Origin of the sequence: Allobosea lathyri, assembly GCF_900108245.1 — a bacterium.
Lineage (GTDB): Bacteria > Pseudomonadota > Alphaproteobacteria > Rhizobiales > Beijerinckiaceae > Allobosea > Allobosea lathyri.
Genome location: NZ_FNUY01000003.1, coordinates 68,829 through 84,704 on the forward strand (window position 1 = coordinate 68,829; position 15,876 = coordinate 84,704).

Below are 15,876 nucleotides of genomic sequence, written 5' to 3' on the forward strand. Positions count from 1 at the left end.
CGCCTGCTGTGGCTGCACTGCATCCGCTGTAGTGAAGCGGGGACGCGCCGGCAACCGCGCCGGTTGCGGCTTGGCGCCCGCCTCGCTACATACGCGGCACATTTCCTTGAAAGCCCCGGCCCATCAGTCCGAGAGCGGAGCCTGCACGCTTATGTCCCGTCAATTCATCTACCATATGCGCGGCCTGTCGAAGACCTATCCGGGCGGCAAGCAGATCCTCAAGGACATCCACCTGTCCTTCTACCCGGACGCCAAGATCGGCGTGCTCGGTGTGAACGGCGCCGGTAAATCGACGCTGCTGAAGATCATGGCCGGCTATGACAAGGAATGGACCGGCGAGGCCTGGGTGGCCGAGGGCGCGCGCGTCGGCTACCTGCCGCAGGAGCCAAAGCTCGACGAGACCCTGAACGTCCGCGACAACGTCATGCTCGGCGTCGCCCCGCAGAAGGCGATCATGGATCGCTACAACGATCTCGCGATGAACTATTCCGACGAGACCGCCGACGAGATGACCAAGCTGCAGGACGAGATCGAGGCCAAGGGCCTGTGGGATCTCGACTCCAAGGTCGATCAGGCGATGGACGCGCTGCGCTGCCCGCCCGACGACTGGGAGGTCTCGAAGCTCTCGGGCGGCGAGCGCCGCCGCGTCGCGCTGTGCAAGCTCCTGCTGGAGCAGCCCGAGCTGCTGCTGCTCGACGAACCGACCAACCATCTGGACGCCGAGACCACCGCCTGGCTCGAAGGCCACCTGCGGACCTATCCTGGCGCGATCCTGATCGTCACGCACGATCGCTACTTCCTGGACAACGTCACCAGCTGGATCCTCGAGCTCGATCGCGGCCAGGGCATCCCCTATGAGGGCAACTACTCCGCCTGGTCGGTGCAGAAGCAGAAGCGCCTCGCGCAGGAAGGTCGCGAGGACGTCTCGCGCCAGAAGACGCTTGAGCGCGAGCAGGAATGGGTCCAGGCCTCGCCGAAGGCCCGTCAGGCCAAGAGCAAGGCCCGTATCCAGCGCTATGACGAGCTGGTGCAGAAGGCCAACAACAAGGGCCCCGATAGCGCGCAGATCATCATCCCGATCGCCGAGCGGCTCGGCAATAACGTCGTCGATTTCGAGAATCTCTCCAAGGGCTTCCAGGACAAGCTCCTGATCGACGGCCTCAGCTTCAAGCTGCCGCCGGGCGGCATCGTCGGCGTGATCGGCCCCAACGGCGCCGGCAAGACGACGCTGTTCAAGATGATCACTGGTCAGGACAAGCCGGATTCCGGGACGATCAAGATCGGCGAGAGCGTCACGCTCGGCTATGTCGACCAGAGCCGCGACTCACTCGACGACAAGAAGAACGTCTGGGAGGAAATCTCGGGCGGCAACGACATCCTCTATCTCGGAAAGAGGGAAATCAATTCACGGGCTTATTGCTCGACCTTCAACTTCAAGGGCGGCGACCAGCAGAAGAAGGTCGGCTCGCTCTCCGGCGGCGAGCGCAACCGCGTCCATCTCGCCAAGATGCTGAAGGCGGGCTCCAACGTCCTGCTGCTCGACGAGCCCACCAACGACCTCGACGTCGACACATTGCGGGCGCTGGAAGAGGCGCTCGAGGATTATGCCGGCTGCGCCGTCATCATCAGCCACGATCGCTGGTTCCTCGACCGCATCGCGACCCACATCCTCGCCTTCGAGGGCGACAGCCATGTCGAGTGGTTCGAGGGCAATTTCGCCGATTACGAGGAAGACAAGAAGCGTCGCCTCGGGATCGACAGCACCATTCCCAAGCGCATCCAGTACAAGAAATTCTCGCGCTGAGGCATCGATGGATCAACGAAAAGGCCCCGCGGCGTCCGCCGCGGGGCCTTTTCGTTACGCGCGTGCACGCACGGCATGCGTCGTGCGGGGTGGCTAAAGCGGCGGCACTCTGGTCAAAGATGCGCCGCTTTGCCTGCCCCTTTAAGCGGGGCTTAAGGGGGAGCTTCTACGGGTGTTTCGCGGCCGCGGCATAGTAATGCTGTAGCTTTGATGAAGTTTTCTATGTCTTGCCGCTCGATCATGGGCGTCAGCGACTGTACTGCGAAGGTGCGTTATGGATAGCCGGCAAATCGAAGATATGGTTCAGGGCGTCAAGAACGGCGGGCTTTCTCGCCGTTCCTTCATCCAGAGGTTGGCTGCCGTCGGCATCACCGCGCCGATCGCGAGCCAGATCCTGGCCTGGAACGACGTTGCGATGGCGAACGCCACGCTCGAATACAAGCCGACCAAGGCCGGCGGCGGCGGGCCGCTGAAGATGCTGCTCTGGCAGGCGCCGACGCTGCTGAACCCGCATTTCGCCTCGGGCACCAAGGACCAGATCGCGTCGCGCGTGTTCTTCGAGCCGCTCGCCGGCTGGGACAAGGAGGGCAACCTGATCCCGCAGCTCGCAGCCGAAGTGCCGAGCAAGGCCAATGGCGGCCTCTCGGGTGACGGCACGAGCGTCACCTGGAAGCTGAAGCCGGGCGTGAAGTGGCATGACGGCAAGCCGTTCACCGCCGACGACGTCGTCTTCACCTGGGAATATGCCGCCGATCCGGCGACCGCCGCCTACACCTCCGGCGCCTACAAGGACATCAAGGTCGAGAAGATCGACGATCTGACCGTCAAGGTGATCTTCGCCAAGCCGACGCCGTTCTGGGCCGATCCCTTCGTCGGCGTCGCCGGCATGATCCTGCCGAAGCATCATTTCGGCGAGTACAAGGGCGCCAAGTCGCGCGAGGCCCCGGCCAACCTGAAGCCGGTCGGTACCGGACCCTACAAGTTCGCCGACTTCAAGCCGGGCGACATCCTCTCGGGCACCCGCAACGAGGACTATCACGTCAAGAACCAGCCGCATTTCGACACGTTCGAGATCAAGGGTGGCGGCGACGCGGTCTCGGCGGCGCGCGCCGTGCTGCAGACCGGCGAATATGACTACGCCTGGGACACGCTGGTCGAGGACGAAGTCCTCAAGCGCATGGAGACGGGCGGCCGCGGCAAGATCAGCGCAGCACCTGCCGGCGATATCGAGTTCATCACCCTGAACACGACCGATCCCTGGACCGAGGTCGATGGCGAGCGTTCGAGCGTCAAGACCAAGCACCCGACACTGTCGGACCCGGCCGTGCGCCAGGCGATCAACCTGCTGATTGACCGCGACTCGATCCAGAAGTTCATCTATGGCCGCGCCGGCACCGCGACCGCGAGCTTCGTCAACGAGCCCAAGCAGTTCAAGTCGCCGAAGCTGAAATACGAGTTCAGCATCGAGAAAGCCAACAAGATCCTCGACGATGCCGGCTGGAAGAAGGGCGCCGATGGCATCCGCGAGAAGGACGGTAAGAAGCTCAAATACGTCTACCAGACCTCGATCAACGCCCCGCGCCAGAAGGTCCAGGCGATCGTCAAGCAGGCGTGCCAGCGCGCCGGCATCGATATCGAGCTGAAATCGGTGACGGCCTCGGTGTTCTTTTCGTCTGATGTGGCGAACCCCGACACCTATACCAAGCTCTATGTCGACATGGAGATGTATACGACGACGCAGCCGCAGCCCGATCCGGAGCGCTTCCTCAACCAGTTCGTCTCCTGGGAAGTCGCCAACAAGGAGAACAAGTGGCTGGGCCGCAACGTCTCGCGCTACACCGATCCGGCTGCAGACGAGGCCTACAAGGCCGCTCAGAAGGAGCTCGACCCGGCCAAGCGCGCTGAGCTGCTGATCAAGGTCAACGAGATATTCTGCGAGGCCAACGTCATCCTGCCGATCCTTTCGAGGAAGAAGGTTGTCGCCGCAGCGCTGAACCTCGCGCATGACCATAGCGGCTGGGACGTCGATACCTGGAACCTCGCTGCCTGGTATCGCAGCTAAGTACCAGCGGCCCCTCGCGGATCATCTCCGCGAGGGGCCGCAGCGGCCATGGCGCCAAGATAAACGGCTTCATGGCGGACGTCCGTTTGGCGGCAGATTATCACGATCTCACAAGGCGAAAGCCCGGCGGATTTTATCCGCCGGGCTTTCTTCATGGTCGGGGCGGAGCGAGTGTCTGGCTTTGGTGGTGCGCGGACCGCTCGCCAAGAGCGTGAGGTTGGCGCGCGCAACCGAGATCGGCCGGGCGCCTCGCCCCATTCATTTGCCCATCGCCGACCTTGCGGCTTCGATCCTGGCTTTGACTGCATCGAGGTTGAAGCTCGCGCCCTTCTGCATGGGCGGGAACTCGATGGCCGTCATGGCCAGCTTGGCAACCTGCTGCTGGACGAAGACGAAGCGCCAGAACTCGTATTGGAACCAGGAGAAGTAGTTCTGCGAGCCCGACTTCGTGCCGTTTTCGGGCCAGCCGGTGCGCTCGAACGGGTCGAGGCGCAGATTGGTCAGGTAGGGCACGTCCGCCTTGGTCTTGTCGCCGAGCCAGCCGCCCGGCTGGTCGATGAAGCGATACTTGTAGTCGCCGATGCGAACCGCGCCGAGCTCGCTTTCGCCGAAGTAGAAGATCTCCTCGCGGTTCGACGGGCCCTTGCCGGTGATCAGGTCCATCTGGTTGTAGCCGTCCAGGTAGACCTTGTAGTTGGTGCCGCTGATCTGCTTACCCTTCTTCAGCTCTTCGGCGATGTTGGGATTGCCGGCAGCAGCGAGGAAGGTGGGGAACCAGTCGAGCCCCGAGATCAGGCCGCTCTCGACCTTGCCCGCCGGCACCTTGCCCGGCCAGCGGATCATGGCCGGAGCGCGGAAGCCGCCTTCCATGACCGTGCCCTTGCTCTGCGCGAAGGGCGTCTGCCCGCCATCGGGCCAGGTGAAGACTTCGGTGCCGTTATCGGTGGTGAAGACGACGATGGTGTTGTCGTCGACGCCCATGTCCTTGAGCTTCTGCATCACCAGGCCGACATCGTCGTCGAGCTGCGCCATGCCGGCTTCATGGATCGACCAGCCGTTCTTCGAATTGCGCAGCGCCTCGTATTTCGGCGAAAGATGCGTGACGATGTGCATGCGGGTCGGATTGAGCCAGAGGAAGAACGGCTTGTTGTCCGCCTTGGCCTTGTCCAGGAACTTGAAGGACAGGTCGCGGATCTCGTCGTCGACGGTCTCCATCCGCTTCGGGCAGAGTTCGCCCGCGTCACGGATCGTCTGCTTGCCGACTTTGCCCCAGCGCGGGTCGACAGTGACGTCGTCGGCATCGGCCGCCAGCGAATGCACCATGTTGCGCGGGCCGACCTGCGACCTCAGCTCCTGCGGATAGTTCGGATGGCAGGGGTCCTCCATCGCGTCGAGGTGATAGAGATAGCCGAAGAACTCATCGAACCCGTGCACCGTTGGCAGGAACTCGTTCTTGTCGCCAAGGTGGTTCTTGCCGAACTGGCCGGTGGCGTAACCCATTCCTTTCAGTGCGGTGGCAATCGTCACGGCCTCCGCAGGCAGGCCGGTTGGTGCTCCCGCTTGGCCAACCGTCGTCATGCCCGTGCGGATCGGCAGTTCGCCGGTGATGAAGTTGGCGCGCCCGGCCGTGCAGCTTGCCTCGGCATAGTAGTCGGTAAACAACATGCCTTCGGCCGCGATCTTGTCGAGGTTCGGCGTCCGCCCTGCCATCATGCCGCGATGATAGGCGCCGATGTTCCAGATGCCGATATCGTCCCCCATGATGACAACGACGTTCGGCCGAGGTTGCTGGGCCGGCGCTTGCGCGGCGGCAGGATCGAGCAAGGCGAATGAGAGCAGCGCTGTCGCGCCGGCCAGAGCGGCACAGGAATGCGTGCGCCAGCTATGGAGTATCTTGTCGATATGGCGCTGGGCAAGTTTAAGCTTATCGATATTATTCTCAGCAGACATCGTGTGGTCCCCCGAATTTTGATGCATCAGGGATTTGAGGCATCAGAGGCCTTTTATTTGATGTGCGGATAATACGATCTGCGACGCTGATGTTGTTCTGGTCTGAATTGGCGCGTTACTTCCAACTATATCGATTTTGAAGTATATATGCAGGGAGTTGCGTGCTTCTGCGGTTGGGCTGACAGAGGGTAAGCCGAGCCGCAACGGCAACATAGTCCTGCTTAGGTTCGATACGAAACAACTTCTGCTTGGGCGCGCTGACGGACAGCTTCGCCGTCCCTGCAATGCCTGCGCCTTCGGTAACGCGGCGCCATGGACAGGAACAGTTCGGTTCGGCGGCCGCTTCACCGCGCCCTGACTGCGCACCCGATCTGGCCGGCGATATCGCGGGGCTAGTCACGCCCTGGTGACGTCGAGCGTGAAGGTGGGCAGGGTGTCGGAGTGGCGGTGTTCCAGATCGGCAAGGCGGGCGGGACCGCGCCGTTGTTCTGCATCGAAAGACCGGAGGCGAGGCTCCCGCGCTCTCGCCTTACGCCCGTCTTTGCCGGTTACCGTCCACCAGGATGCGCCCGTCGACATCGCGGACATCGCGCAGGCCGCAGAGCGCCATGGTGATGTCGAGCTCCTTGCGGATGATGTCGAGGCAGGCGGTCACGCCCTTCTCGCCCATCGCGCCCAGGCCGTAGAGGAAGGCGCGGCCGATGAAGGTGCCGTGCGCGCCCAGGGCAAGCGCCTTGATCACGTCCTGGCCGGAGCGGATGCCGCCGTCGAACAGGACCTCGATGCGCCCGCCGACCTGATCGACGATTGCCGGCAGGGCTGCGATGGAGGAGAGCGCGCCGTCGAGCTGGCGGCCGCCGTGGTTCGAGACGATCAGCGCATCGGCGCCGCTCTGGGCAGCCTTCTCGGCATCCTCGGGATCAAGGATGCCCTTGATGATCAGCTTGCCGCCCCAGAGGTCCTTGATCCATTTGACGTCGTCCCAGCTCAGTGCGGGGTCGAACTGCTCGGCGGTCCAGGAGGAGAGCGAGGACAGGTCGCCGACGCCCTTGGCGTGGCCGACGATGTTGCCGAAGCTGCGGCGCGGCGTGTCGAGCATGCCAAGGCACCAGCGCGGCTTGGTTGCGAGGTTGATCAGATTGGCCAGCGTCGGTTTGGGCGGCGCCGAGAGGCCGTTGCGGATGTCCTTGTGGCGCTGGCCGAGGATCTGCAGATCGAGCGTCAGCACGAGGGCGGTCACCCCGGCCTTCTTGGCGCGCTCGATCAGGCGCGCGATGAAGTCGCGGTCCTTCATCACATAGAGCTGGAACCAGAACGGCTTGCCGACATGGTTGGCGATATCCTCGAGCGAGCAGATGCTCATGGTCGAGAGCGTGAAGGGCACGCCGGCCTTGTCGGCGGCGCGCGCGGCATGGATCTCGCCATCGGCGTGCTGCATGCCGGTGAGCCCCGTGGGGGCAAGTGCGACGGGCATCGCGACGGGCTGGCCGACCATGGTCGAGGCCAGCGTGCGGTTGGTCATGTCGACCGCGACGCGCTGGCGCAGTTTGATTGCCTGGAAATCGGTCTCGTTGGCGCGATAGGTGCCTTCGGTCCACGCGCCGGAATCGGCGTAGTCGTAGAACATGCGCGGGACGCGGCGTTTGGCCAGAATGCGCAGGTCTTCGATGGTCAGGGGCTGGGCCATGGTGCTTGCGTCTCCGCGGTCAGTCGACAACCGCTCGGTCGCACGGATGATTGCGGCAGGCAACCGGCTCGCCGAAAAAGCTTCGCCATCTCTCAGCCCTCATCCTGAGGAGCGCCGCAGGCGCGTCTCGAAGGATGGTTCCAGAGAGTGCTGGAGCATCCTTCGAGACGCCGCTGCGCGGCTCCTCAGGATGAGGGCTGAGGGATGGCCTAGCGGCTCCTCCAGCATGAGGGCTGAGGTGGAGCCTAGGAGACGCCCATGTACCGCCCGGGCTTGTGGTTGACGGCCAGGATCAGGTTCAGCACCGCCGCGCCGGCCAATGAGATCAGGACCTTGTCCAACGGCAGCAGGAAGAGCGCGCCCAGCAGGATCAGCGCATCGACGCCGAGCTGGAACCAGCCGGCGCGGATGCCATGCGTTTCCTGCAGATAGAGCGCGAGGATGTTGACCGCGCCCAGGCCGGTGCGATGCCTGAACAAAGCGAGCAGGCCAAGCCCTATCAGGCTGCCGCCGGCCAGCGCGGCGTAAATCGGATCGACGGATTCGATCCTGACCCAGCCGGGCGTCGCCCAGCTGAAAGCCGAGACGAGGCCGACGGCGATGAAGGTGCGCAGGGCAAAGCGCCAGCCCATGCGCCGGATCGCCAGCCAGTAGAACGGCAGATTGAGGGCGAAGAACAGGATGCCGAAATTGATGCCGGTGGCGAATTGCAGCAGCAGGGCCAGCCCCGCCGCGCCGCTCGTGAGCAGGGTCGCCTTGGTGTAGAGCGCGATGCCGATGCTCACCAGCAGCGTGCCGAGCAGCATGGCGAAGACGTCCTCCCACAGGCGGTGGCGTTCGCTGCTGGCAGCCACGGTCGAGGCGTCCGTCATTTCGTCGGTTCCGGGTCTGCTTGCCTGCATTCGGGCGGTGGCTGCGGCGATGCAACGGTTGAGCCATGCGGGGCGATCCTGTAGGGCCGAAGCTCCCTTTCCGCCAGCCTGCGAGATTTGGTCCATGATTCTGCGGCTTGTCGCTGCCTTCCTGCTTGCCTGCTTCGCACCGGTTGCCTTCGCGCAGCAGACAGTCGCCTGGAAGACCGGCCGCGAGGCGGCTACGATAGAGCGGCGCATCGATGCGCTGCTGGCGAAGATGACGCTGGAGGAGAAGATCGGCCAGCTGCACCTTTCGGGGCGCGGCGACGGCTTCGACATCAACCAGATCAAGACCGGCCAGATGGGCGCGGTGATGAACTTCGTCGTGCCGAGCGAGGTTCTGGAGGTCCAGAAGGCCGCCCGGGCGACGCGGCTGAAAATTCCGCTAATCATCGGACTCGACGCGGTTCATGGCTTCTCGACCTATTTCCCGCTGCCGCTCGGCCAGGCTTCGAGCTGGAACCCAGCGCTGATCGAGCAGGCGGCCTATTGGACCGGGCGCGAGGCGAGCGCGGCGGGCGTCAACTGGACCTTTGCGCCGATGGTCGACATGTCGCGCGACCCGCGCTGGGGCAGGGTGCTCGAAGGCGCCGGCGAGGACCCCTATCTCGCCTCGGTCGTGTCGGCCGCGCGCACGCAAGGCTATCAGCGCGGCGGTGTCGCGACCACGGTGAAGCACTTCGTCGGCTATGGCGCAGCCGAAGCCGGGCGCGACTACAATTCGACCTGGATCCCGACCAGCCAGCTGTTCGACCTGCATCTCCCGCCGTTCAAGGCGGCTTTCGATGCGGGCTCGATGACGGCGATGGCGGCGTTCAATGCGCTGAACGGCATGCCCGCGACGGCCCATCGCGCCATGCTGACCGATCTCCTGCGTACGAAATGGGGCTTCAGGGGCTTCGTCACCTCGGATTTCGGCTCGATCACCGAATTGCGCCTGCACGGCATCGCCAAGGACGATGCCGAGGCCGCGCGCAAGGCGCTGCTTGCCGGCATCGACATGGATATGATGGGCCATGTCTATCACCAGCACCTCGCTGGCGAGGTGAAGGCCGGCCGGGTGCCGATGAAGGCGCTGGACGAGGCCGTGCGGCGTGTGCTGCGGGTCAAGTTTCATCTCGGCCTGTTCGAGCGCCCCGATGTCGACCCTGCCGCCGCGCCTGCGCTGATGCAGACGCAAGAGGCCCGCGACGTGGCGCTCCAGGGCGCGCGCGAAGGCGCCATCCTGCTGAAGAACGCCAATGAGACGTTGCCGATCTCAGCTGCCGTGAAATCCGTCGCGGTGATCGGCGCCATGGCGCGGCCGGAGGATGAGCGGGTCTGGACCGATCCGGCCGGGCTCGGCCGCCGCGTCATCGAGGCGTTGCCGGAGGCGCTGAAGGCGCGGTTGCCGTCCGATGTCAGCGTCGCCTACGAACCCGCCTTCACCAAGGCCTGCGGCACCGAATTCGCCGACAAGGATGCGGCGGTCCGCGCTGCCGCCGCGAGCGATCTTGTCGTCGCGATGCTGGGCGAGGATTGCGAGTTCATGGGCGAGGCGGCATCGCGTACCAGGCTCGAGCTGCCCGGCGTGCAGCAGGAGTTGCTGGAGGCGCTGGTCGCGACGGGCAAGCCGGTCGTGCTGGTGCTGGCGACCGGGCGGCCGCTGGTCCTGAGCTGGGCCGATGCCCATGTCGCGGCGATCCTGCAGACCTTCCATGGCGGCACCGAGGGGCGCACGGCCATCGCCGACATCCTGACCGGCAAGGTCAATCCATCGGGGCGCGTGCCGATGAGCTTCCCGCGCTCGGTCGGCCAGATTCCAGTCTATTACAACCAGTTGCCGACAGGTCGTCCGGAGAAGATCCGCCAGCGCTATGAATCGATCTTCATGGATGAGCAGAACGCGGCGCTCTATCCGTTCGGCTTCGGGCTGTCCTACAGCCGCTTCACCTATGCCAATCCACGCGTGTCGAAACCCAGCATGGGATTGAATGGAACGGTCGAGGTTTCGGTCGACGTGACCAATGCCGGCACGCGCGACGGGCAGGAGGTCGTCCAGCTCTATATCCGCCAGCCGGTTGCCGGCCGGTCGCGGCCGCTGCGGGAATTGAAGGGGTTCGACAAGCTGATGCTGCGCGCCGGCGAAACGCGCAGGGTGCAGTTCACGCTCAAGGCTTCGCAGCTCGGCGCCCATGATGACGAGGGTCGTTATCAAGTCGATCCCGGCGAAGTCGAGATCTATCTCGGCGGTTCCTCGCAGGCTGTTTCGAGGACGCAGGTGCTGCTGACCAAGCCTTGATCGTTTGCTTACGTTGCCTGCCTTCCGTTTGGTCTCGACAAGGATCAAAATTCGGTCAATCCTTCAAAGGCGCGGCCTTCGGACGTTTGCACCGCTGGTCGTGAAGACGCTTTGGCTTCGAGGGATACGGCGATGGCGACCGGAACCGTAAAGTGGTTCAATACCGAGAAGGGCTTTGGCTTCATTCAACCTGCTGACGGGGGCAAGGATGTGTTCGTGCACATCACTGCCGTAAAGGAAGCGGGTCTGATGACGCTGACGGAAGGACAGAATGTCTCGTTCGAGCTCAAGACCGAACGGGGCAAGACGGCGGCGGGTGCGCTGCAGTTGCTCTGAGTCCGCCGATCCGGTGACGACCGCGGCGTGCAAGCTGCCGCGATGACAAACACGTCTGTGCAAGGGGTTGTCGCGGGCGCCTTCATCGCCGCGACGGAGCCCGCAGGGCCGCACGATTTCGACGCTGAAACCGTAAGCGGCTATCTCGCGAAGCGCTTGGCGCCTGCAACGCAGAGCGTCACGGTCGCGGAGATGGCTAGCATCGGCCAGGTGACGGTCTCGTTCAGCAATGCGGCTGCCAGCGCCAGCCCGAAGAAGGGCTGGAGCAGTTGCAACTGGCCGACTGCGGCGATGCCACCCTGTGCGAGACCGCGATACCAGAACACGAAGCCGATCAGCATGCTGAACAGCGAGACATAGCCAAGTCCCAGCCAGGCCGACCAGCCTGTCCCCACGAAGGATGACGGCATGGTGTAAAGGGTCAGCGCCGTCGTGACCGGCAGCGACAGCAGGAGGGCCCAGGAAATCACCTGCCAGCCACCGAGCCTGCGCGACAGGGCCGCTCCTTCGGCATAGCCGAGGCCGCAGATGATGATGGCGGCGAGCATCAGCAGGTCGCCTGTCGGCGAGGCAGCGAAGCCCTGTGTCAGCGCGAAGCCGGCGACAAGCGCGCTGCCGAGGCAGGAGAACAGCCAGAAGGCCGGGCGCGGGCGCTCGCCGCCGCGCAGCACGCCGAACAGCGCCGTCGCCAGCGGCAGCAGGCCAATGAAGACGATCGAATGGGCGGAGGTGACGTGCCTCAGCGCCAGCGCCGTCAGGAGCGGGAAGCCGATGACGACGCTGAGCGCGACCACGATGAGCGACCCGACATCCTTTCGTTCCGGACGCGGTTGCCGGAAAGCGAGCAGCAGGCACAGCGCGAGCAGGCCGGCGATCGCGGCCCGTGCGACGGTCAGGAACACTGGGTCGAAATCGGCGACCGCCACCCGCGTGGCCGGCAGGGAGCCGCTGAAGATCAGCACCCCCAGAAAACCGTTGATCCAGCCGCTTGCAGCCTTGTCCGTCATCTCATGCCTCGCTTTCGATCTGGATGGGCCGCGACGTCAAGGTTATCCAGAGACAGTTCAGTACAGTTCGGGCAAACTGTGCTGATCTGAGGAGCGGTACGGATGACCCAGCTTGACGTGATGGACGCTGACGAGGGCACGCGTGTCGGCCGCGTGATGCAGGCGATCAGGTCGAAGATTGCGGGGCGGGTGCTTGCGCCGGGCGCCAAGCTGCCTTCGCTTCGCGGCTTCTCCGAGACCATGGGCGTGTCGAAATCCACCGTGGTCGAGGCCTATGATCGCCTCGCCGCCGAGGGTGTGATCCAGGCGCGTCGCGGCTCGGGCTTTTATGTCGCGGGACATGCGCCGCCATTCTCGCTTGCCGAAATGGGCCCAAGGCTGGAGCGGGCTGTCGACCCGTTCTGGGTTTCGCGCCAATCGCTCCATGCTGGCGATGGCGTGCTCAAGCCAGGCTGCGGCTGGCTGCCGGCGGACTGGTTTCCGGAGGAGGGCCTGCGCCGTGGGCTGCGGGCGTTGTCGCGCGCGCCGGCGGAGACGCTGACGGATTACGGCACGCCGCTCGGACTCACGCCGCTGCGACAGGTTCTGGCCCGCCGCCTTGCAATCCACGGCATCGAGGCCGGGCCGGACAGGATCATGCTGACCGAGTCCGGCACGCAGGCGCTGGACCTCGTCTGCCGCTTTCTCGTGGAGCCGGGCGATACGGTTCTCGTCGACGATCCCTGCTATTTCAACTTTCACGCCCTATTGCGGGCGCATCGCGTCCGCATCGTCGGCGTGCCCTATACGCCGAACGGGCCTGATACCGCTGCGTTCGAGCAGGTTCTGGCGGAGCATCGCCCGCGGCTCTACATCACCAATTCCGCGCTCCATAACCCGACCGGCGCAACGCTTTCGCCGGTCGTCGCCCATCGCGTGCTGAAGCTTGCCGACCAGTTCGGGCTGACGATCGTCGAGGACGATATCTTTGCCGATTTCGAGCCCGAGCCGGCGCCGCGCCTGGCCGCCTTCGACGGGCTCGAGCGGGTCATCCAGATCGGCAGTTTTTCAAAGACGCTCTCGGCCTCGGTACGCTGCGGCTATATCGCTGCGAAGCAGGAGTGGATCGAGGCTCTGATCGATCAGAAGATCGCGGCATCCTTCGGCACGGGGCGCTTCGCGGCCGAGCTGGTCCTGGCCATCCTGACGGATGGCACCTATCGAAAACACATGGACGGACTGCGCACGCGTCTCGCCCGCACCATGGGCGAGACCTCGGCGCGGCTCAAGGCGATGAATATCGTGCCATGGACGGAGCCGCGCGGCGGCATGTTCTTGTGGTGCGAACTGCCCGAGGGGCTGGATTCATCGGTGATCGCGCGGCAGCTGCTGGCCGAGGACATCGTGCTCGCGCCGGGCAATGTCTACAGCCTGTCGCAATCGGCGAGCCGGTTCCTCCGCTTCAATGTCGCGCAGTCCGGCGATCCGCGCCTGTTCACTGCGCTCGGACGGGCCATGACGACGGCGGCGCGACGCGGACAGAATGCATGAAGTCATCGAGCCGCGACGGTTCTTCTCCCTCCCCCCGCTTGCGGTGGGGAGGGCCGGGGTGGGGGGCAGTGCCGCTCGGCGAGACAATGACAGACAGAGCTCAGGCTTTGCGGCCCCCCATCCCTAACCCTTCCCCACCGCAAGTGGAGGGAAGGGGATGCGCCTTTCCTTCGCTTGGTCACGTCCGGGCAAGTCGGTTTTTGAGCTTGCGCAAATTCCGAGTCTGACATAAACATATCTTTATATGTTTTTCTGCTGTCACGCGGAGATCGGGCATTTGCGCCAGCCGACCACCTTGTCCTCGGATGTGCTTCTCGCGGGCCTGCGCGCCGCTGGCGAGGAGACGCGGCTGCGCATCCTGGCGCTGCTGTCCGAGGGCGAATTGTCGGTCTCGGACCTGACGGATATTCTCGGCCAGTCGCAGCCACGCATTTCGCGCCATCTCAAGCTGCTGGCCGAGGCCGGGCTGGTCCGGCGCTCGCGCGAGGGCGCCTGGGCCTTCTTCCGGCTCGACGAGACCGGGGCGGGCGGCGCCTTTGCCGCGTCGCTGGCGGCCTGGCTCGACCGGAGCGACCCGGTGCTCGCTGCCGATCGCGAGCGGCTTTCGGCGGTCAGGACGTCCCGCGCCGAGGTGGCGCAGAGCTATTTCGCCAGCGTCGCGCGCGACTGGGACCGCCTGCGCACGCTGCATGTGCCCGATCATGCGGTCGAGGCGGCTGTCGAGGCGGCGGTCGGCGACGGTACGCCCGGCGGCGTCCTCGATCTCGGCACAGGCACCGGGCGGATGCTGGAGCGGATCGCGCCGAAATTCGGCCGTGCCGTCGGCGTCGATGCCAACCATGCCATGCTGGCCGTGGCGCGCGCCAATCTGGAAAAGGCGGGGCTCTCCCGCGTCGAGCTGCGCCAGGGCGACATCTACGCGCTGCCTTTCGCGCGCGGCGCGTTCGATCTGGTGATCGTGCATCAGGTGCTGCATTTCCTCGACGATCCCGGCCGCGCCGTGCGCGAGGCTGCCGCCATGCTGAGCCCCGGCGGCCGGCTGATCGTGGTCGATTTCGCGCCGCATGAAATGGAGTTCCTGCGGACCGAGCATGCCCATCGCCGGCTTGGCTTCTCGCGGGCCCAGATCGCCGGCTGGTTCTCCGAAGCCGGCCTGACCTGCGATCTGGCCGAGGAAGTCACATTGGCGGGCGGGGGCTCCGGCCAATTGCCGGTCATGCTGTGGCGCGGGCGCGACCGCCGCATCCAGGCAGATCCGCCGGTGCGGCAAGACAATCTCGAGGTAGCCTGATGAATGCGTTTCGCCCCAGCCGGCACGGCTCGCGCCGTCCCAAGGTCTCCTTCGAATTCTTCCCGCCGAAGACGGCGGAGATGGAGGTCTCGCTCTGGGAGAGCGTGCGCCGGCTCGAACCACTGAAGCCCTCCTTCGTCTCGGTGACCTATGGTGCGGGCGGCTCGACGCGCGAGCGCACCCACGCCACGGTCAAGCGCATGATCGAGGAGACCGGGCTGAAGCCGGCTGCGCATCTCACCTGCGTCTCCGCCTCGCGCGACGAGGTCGATGATGTCATCCGCGCCTATTGGTCGGCCGGCGTGCGCCATATCGTGGCGCTCAGGGGCGACCCTGCGGGTGGCCTCGGGACGACTTACGAGCCGCATCCGCAAGGCTACAACCAGACGTCCGATCTCGTCGCCGGGATCAGGCGCGTCGGCGATTTCGAGGTCACGGTCTCGGCCTATCCGGAAAAGCACCCCGAGGCCGCTTCGCTCGATGCCGATATCGACGCGCTGAAGATGAAGGTCGATGCCGGCGCGACGCGGGCGATCACGCAGTTCTTCTTCGATAACGACGTCTATTTCCGCTATCTCGACAAGGTGCGCGCGAGGGGGATCGAAATCCCGATCCTGCCGGGCATCGTGCCGGTGCAGAACTTCAAGCAGACGGCCGGCTTTGCCCGCAAGACCGGAGCAAGCGTGCCGCAATGGCTGGCCGACCGGTTCGAAGGGCTCGAGGACGATGCCGCGACACGGCGTCTGGTCGCTGCGGCCGTCTGCGCCGAGCAGGTGCTCGACCTGATCGACCGCGGTGCGACCGATCTGCATTTCTACACGATGAACAAGGCCGATCTGGTCTATGCGATCTGCCATCTGGCGGGGCTGAAGCCCGAGCGGATCGCGGCCCAGGCTGCGGCTGCCGAGTGATATTTTCCAGAGCCCTCGTCCTGAGGAGCCGCGGAACGCGGCATCTCGAAGGGCGATCCAGAGGGCACTGGAACCTCCTTCGAGACGCGCCCTCCGGGCGCTC

At 64.8% G+C, this 15,876-nt stretch carries 11 protein-coding genes; 7 read left to right on the plus strand and 4 right to left on the minus strand.

The annotated features are described in order from the left end of the window. Positions 1-151: 151 nt before the first annotated feature. A complete protein-coding gene (ettA, locus tag C4S73_RS07850; RefSeq protein ID WP_103871949.1) occupies positions 152-1,804 on the plus strand; it encodes an energy-dependent translational throttle protein EttA in 1,653 nt (550 codons plus the stop codon). A gap of 274 nt (positions 1,805-2,078) precedes the next feature. Further along, the gene (locus tag C4S73_RS07855) at positions 2,079-3,866 is read left to right on the plus strand and encodes a peptide ABC transporter substrate-binding protein (protein ID WP_103871950.1); all 1,788 of its coding nucleotides are present in this window, start codon (positions 2,079-2,081) and stop codon (positions 3,864-3,866) included. A gap of 258 nt (positions 3,867-4,124) precedes the next feature. Here the strand turns inward: C4S73_RS07855 and C4S73_RS07860 are convergent, their stop codons facing one another. The 3 genes from C4S73_RS07860 to C4S73_RS07870 all read right to left on the minus strand — a co-directional run bounded on the left by C4S73_RS07860 (position 4,125) and on the right by C4S73_RS07870 (position 8,375). Continuing rightward, on the minus strand, positions 4,125-5,816 hold the full coding sequence (locus C4S73_RS07860) for an arylsulfatase (protein ID WP_103871951.1): 1,692 nt from the start codon (positions 5,814-5,816) through the stop codon (positions 4,125-4,127). A 529-nt stretch (positions 5,817-6,345) separates the two neighbouring features. Then, a complete protein-coding gene (locus C4S73_RS07865) occupies positions 6,346-7,503 on the minus strand; it encodes an alpha-hydroxy acid oxidase (protein WP_103871952.1) in 1,158 nt (385 codons plus the stop codon). A gap of 245 nt (positions 7,504-7,748) precedes the next feature. Continuing rightward, positions 7,749-8,375 (minus strand): DUF6198 family protein, encoded by a 627-nt coding sequence (locus C4S73_RS07870; protein WP_200827963.1) that lies wholly within the window; start codon positions 8,373-8,375, stop codon positions 7,749-7,751. Between the two features lie 124 nt (positions 8,376-8,499). Here C4S73_RS07870 and C4S73_RS07875 point away from each other — a divergent pair, with 124 nt between their 5' ends. Further along, on the plus strand, positions 8,500-10,698 hold the full coding sequence (locus C4S73_RS07875) for a glycoside hydrolase family 3 N-terminal domain-containing protein (RefSeq protein ID WP_160115692.1): 2,199 nt from the start codon (positions 8,500-8,502) through the stop codon (positions 10,696-10,698). A 132-nt stretch (positions 10,699-10,830) separates the two neighbouring features. Then, a complete protein-coding gene (locus C4S73_RS07880) occupies positions 10,831-11,034 on the plus strand; it encodes a cold-shock protein (RefSeq protein WP_103871954.1) in 204 nt (67 codons plus the stop codon). 140 nt (positions 11,035-11,174) lie between these two features. On the opposite strand, the gene C4S73_RS07885 is transcribed toward C4S73_RS07880, so the two are convergent. Further along, complete coding sequence (locus tag C4S73_RS07885) at positions 11,175-12,041, minus strand: DMT family transporter (RefSeq protein ID WP_103871955.1); 867 nt, start codon at positions 12,039-12,041, stop codon at positions 11,175-11,177. A 102-nt stretch (positions 12,042-12,143) separates the two neighbouring features. On the opposite strand from C4S73_RS07885, the gene C4S73_RS07890 reads away from it, so the two are divergent. The 3 genes from C4S73_RS07890 to metF all read left to right on the plus strand — a co-directional run bounded on the left by C4S73_RS07890 (position 12,144) and on the right by metF (position 15,773). Beyond that, positions 12,144-13,571, plus strand: a complete 1,428-nt coding sequence (locus C4S73_RS07890; RefSeq protein WP_200827964.1) for an aminotransferase-like domain-containing protein — start codon at positions 12,144-12,146, stop codon at positions 13,569-13,571. Between the two features lie 277 nt (positions 13,572-13,848). Next, a complete protein-coding gene (locus tag C4S73_RS07895) occupies positions 13,849-14,862 on the plus strand; it encodes an ArsR/SmtB family transcription factor (protein WP_244595496.1) in 1,014 nt (337 codons plus the stop codon). After that, entirely contained in the window at positions 14,862-15,773 is a 912-nt protein-coding gene (metF, locus tag C4S73_RS07900; protein WP_103871957.1) for a methylenetetrahydrofolate reductase [NAD(P)H], read from the plus strand. Before C4S73_RS07895 ends, metF begins: the two co-directional genes overlap by 1 nt. Positions 15,774-15,876: the final 103 nt, after the last annotated feature.

Coding starts and splice junctions, on each gene's coding strand:
- C4S73_RS07870 (WP_200827963.1), bottom strand. CDS start 8,375: ATGACGGACGCCTCGACCGTGGCTGCCAGCAGCGAACGCCACCGCCTG.
- C4S73_RS07880 (WP_103871954.1), top strand. CDS start 10,831: ATGGCGACCGGAACCGTAAAGTGGTTCAATACCGAGAAGGGCTTTGGC.
- C4S73_RS07855 (WP_103871950.1), top strand. CDS start 2,079: ATGGATAGCCGGCAAATCGAAGATATGGTTCAGGGCGTCAAGAACGGC.
- ettA (WP_103871949.1), top strand. CDS start 152: ATGTCCCGTCAATTCATCTACCATATGCGCGGCCTGTCGAAGACCTAT.
- metF (WP_103871957.1), top strand. CDS start 14,862: ATGAATGCGTTTCGCCCCAGCCGGCACGGCTCGCGCCGTCCCAAGGTC.
- C4S73_RS07885 (WP_103871955.1), bottom strand. CDS start 12,041: ATGACGGACAAGGCTGCAAGCGGCTGGATCAACGGTTTTCTGGGGGTG.
- C4S73_RS07875 (WP_160115692.1), top strand. CDS start 8,500: ATGATTCTGCGGCTTGTCGCTGCCTTCCTGCTTGCCTGCTTCGCACCG.
- C4S73_RS07860 (WP_103871951.1), bottom strand. CDS start 5,816: ATGTCTGCTGAGAATAATATCGATAAGCTTAAACTTGCCCAGCGCCAT.
- C4S73_RS07865 (WP_103871952.1), bottom strand. CDS start 7,503: ATGGCCCAGCCCCTGACCATCGAAGACCTGCGCATTCTGGCCAAACGC.
- C4S73_RS07890 (WP_200827964.1), top strand. CDS start 12,144: ATGACCCAGCTTGACGTGATGGACGCTGACGAGGGCACGCGTGTCGGC.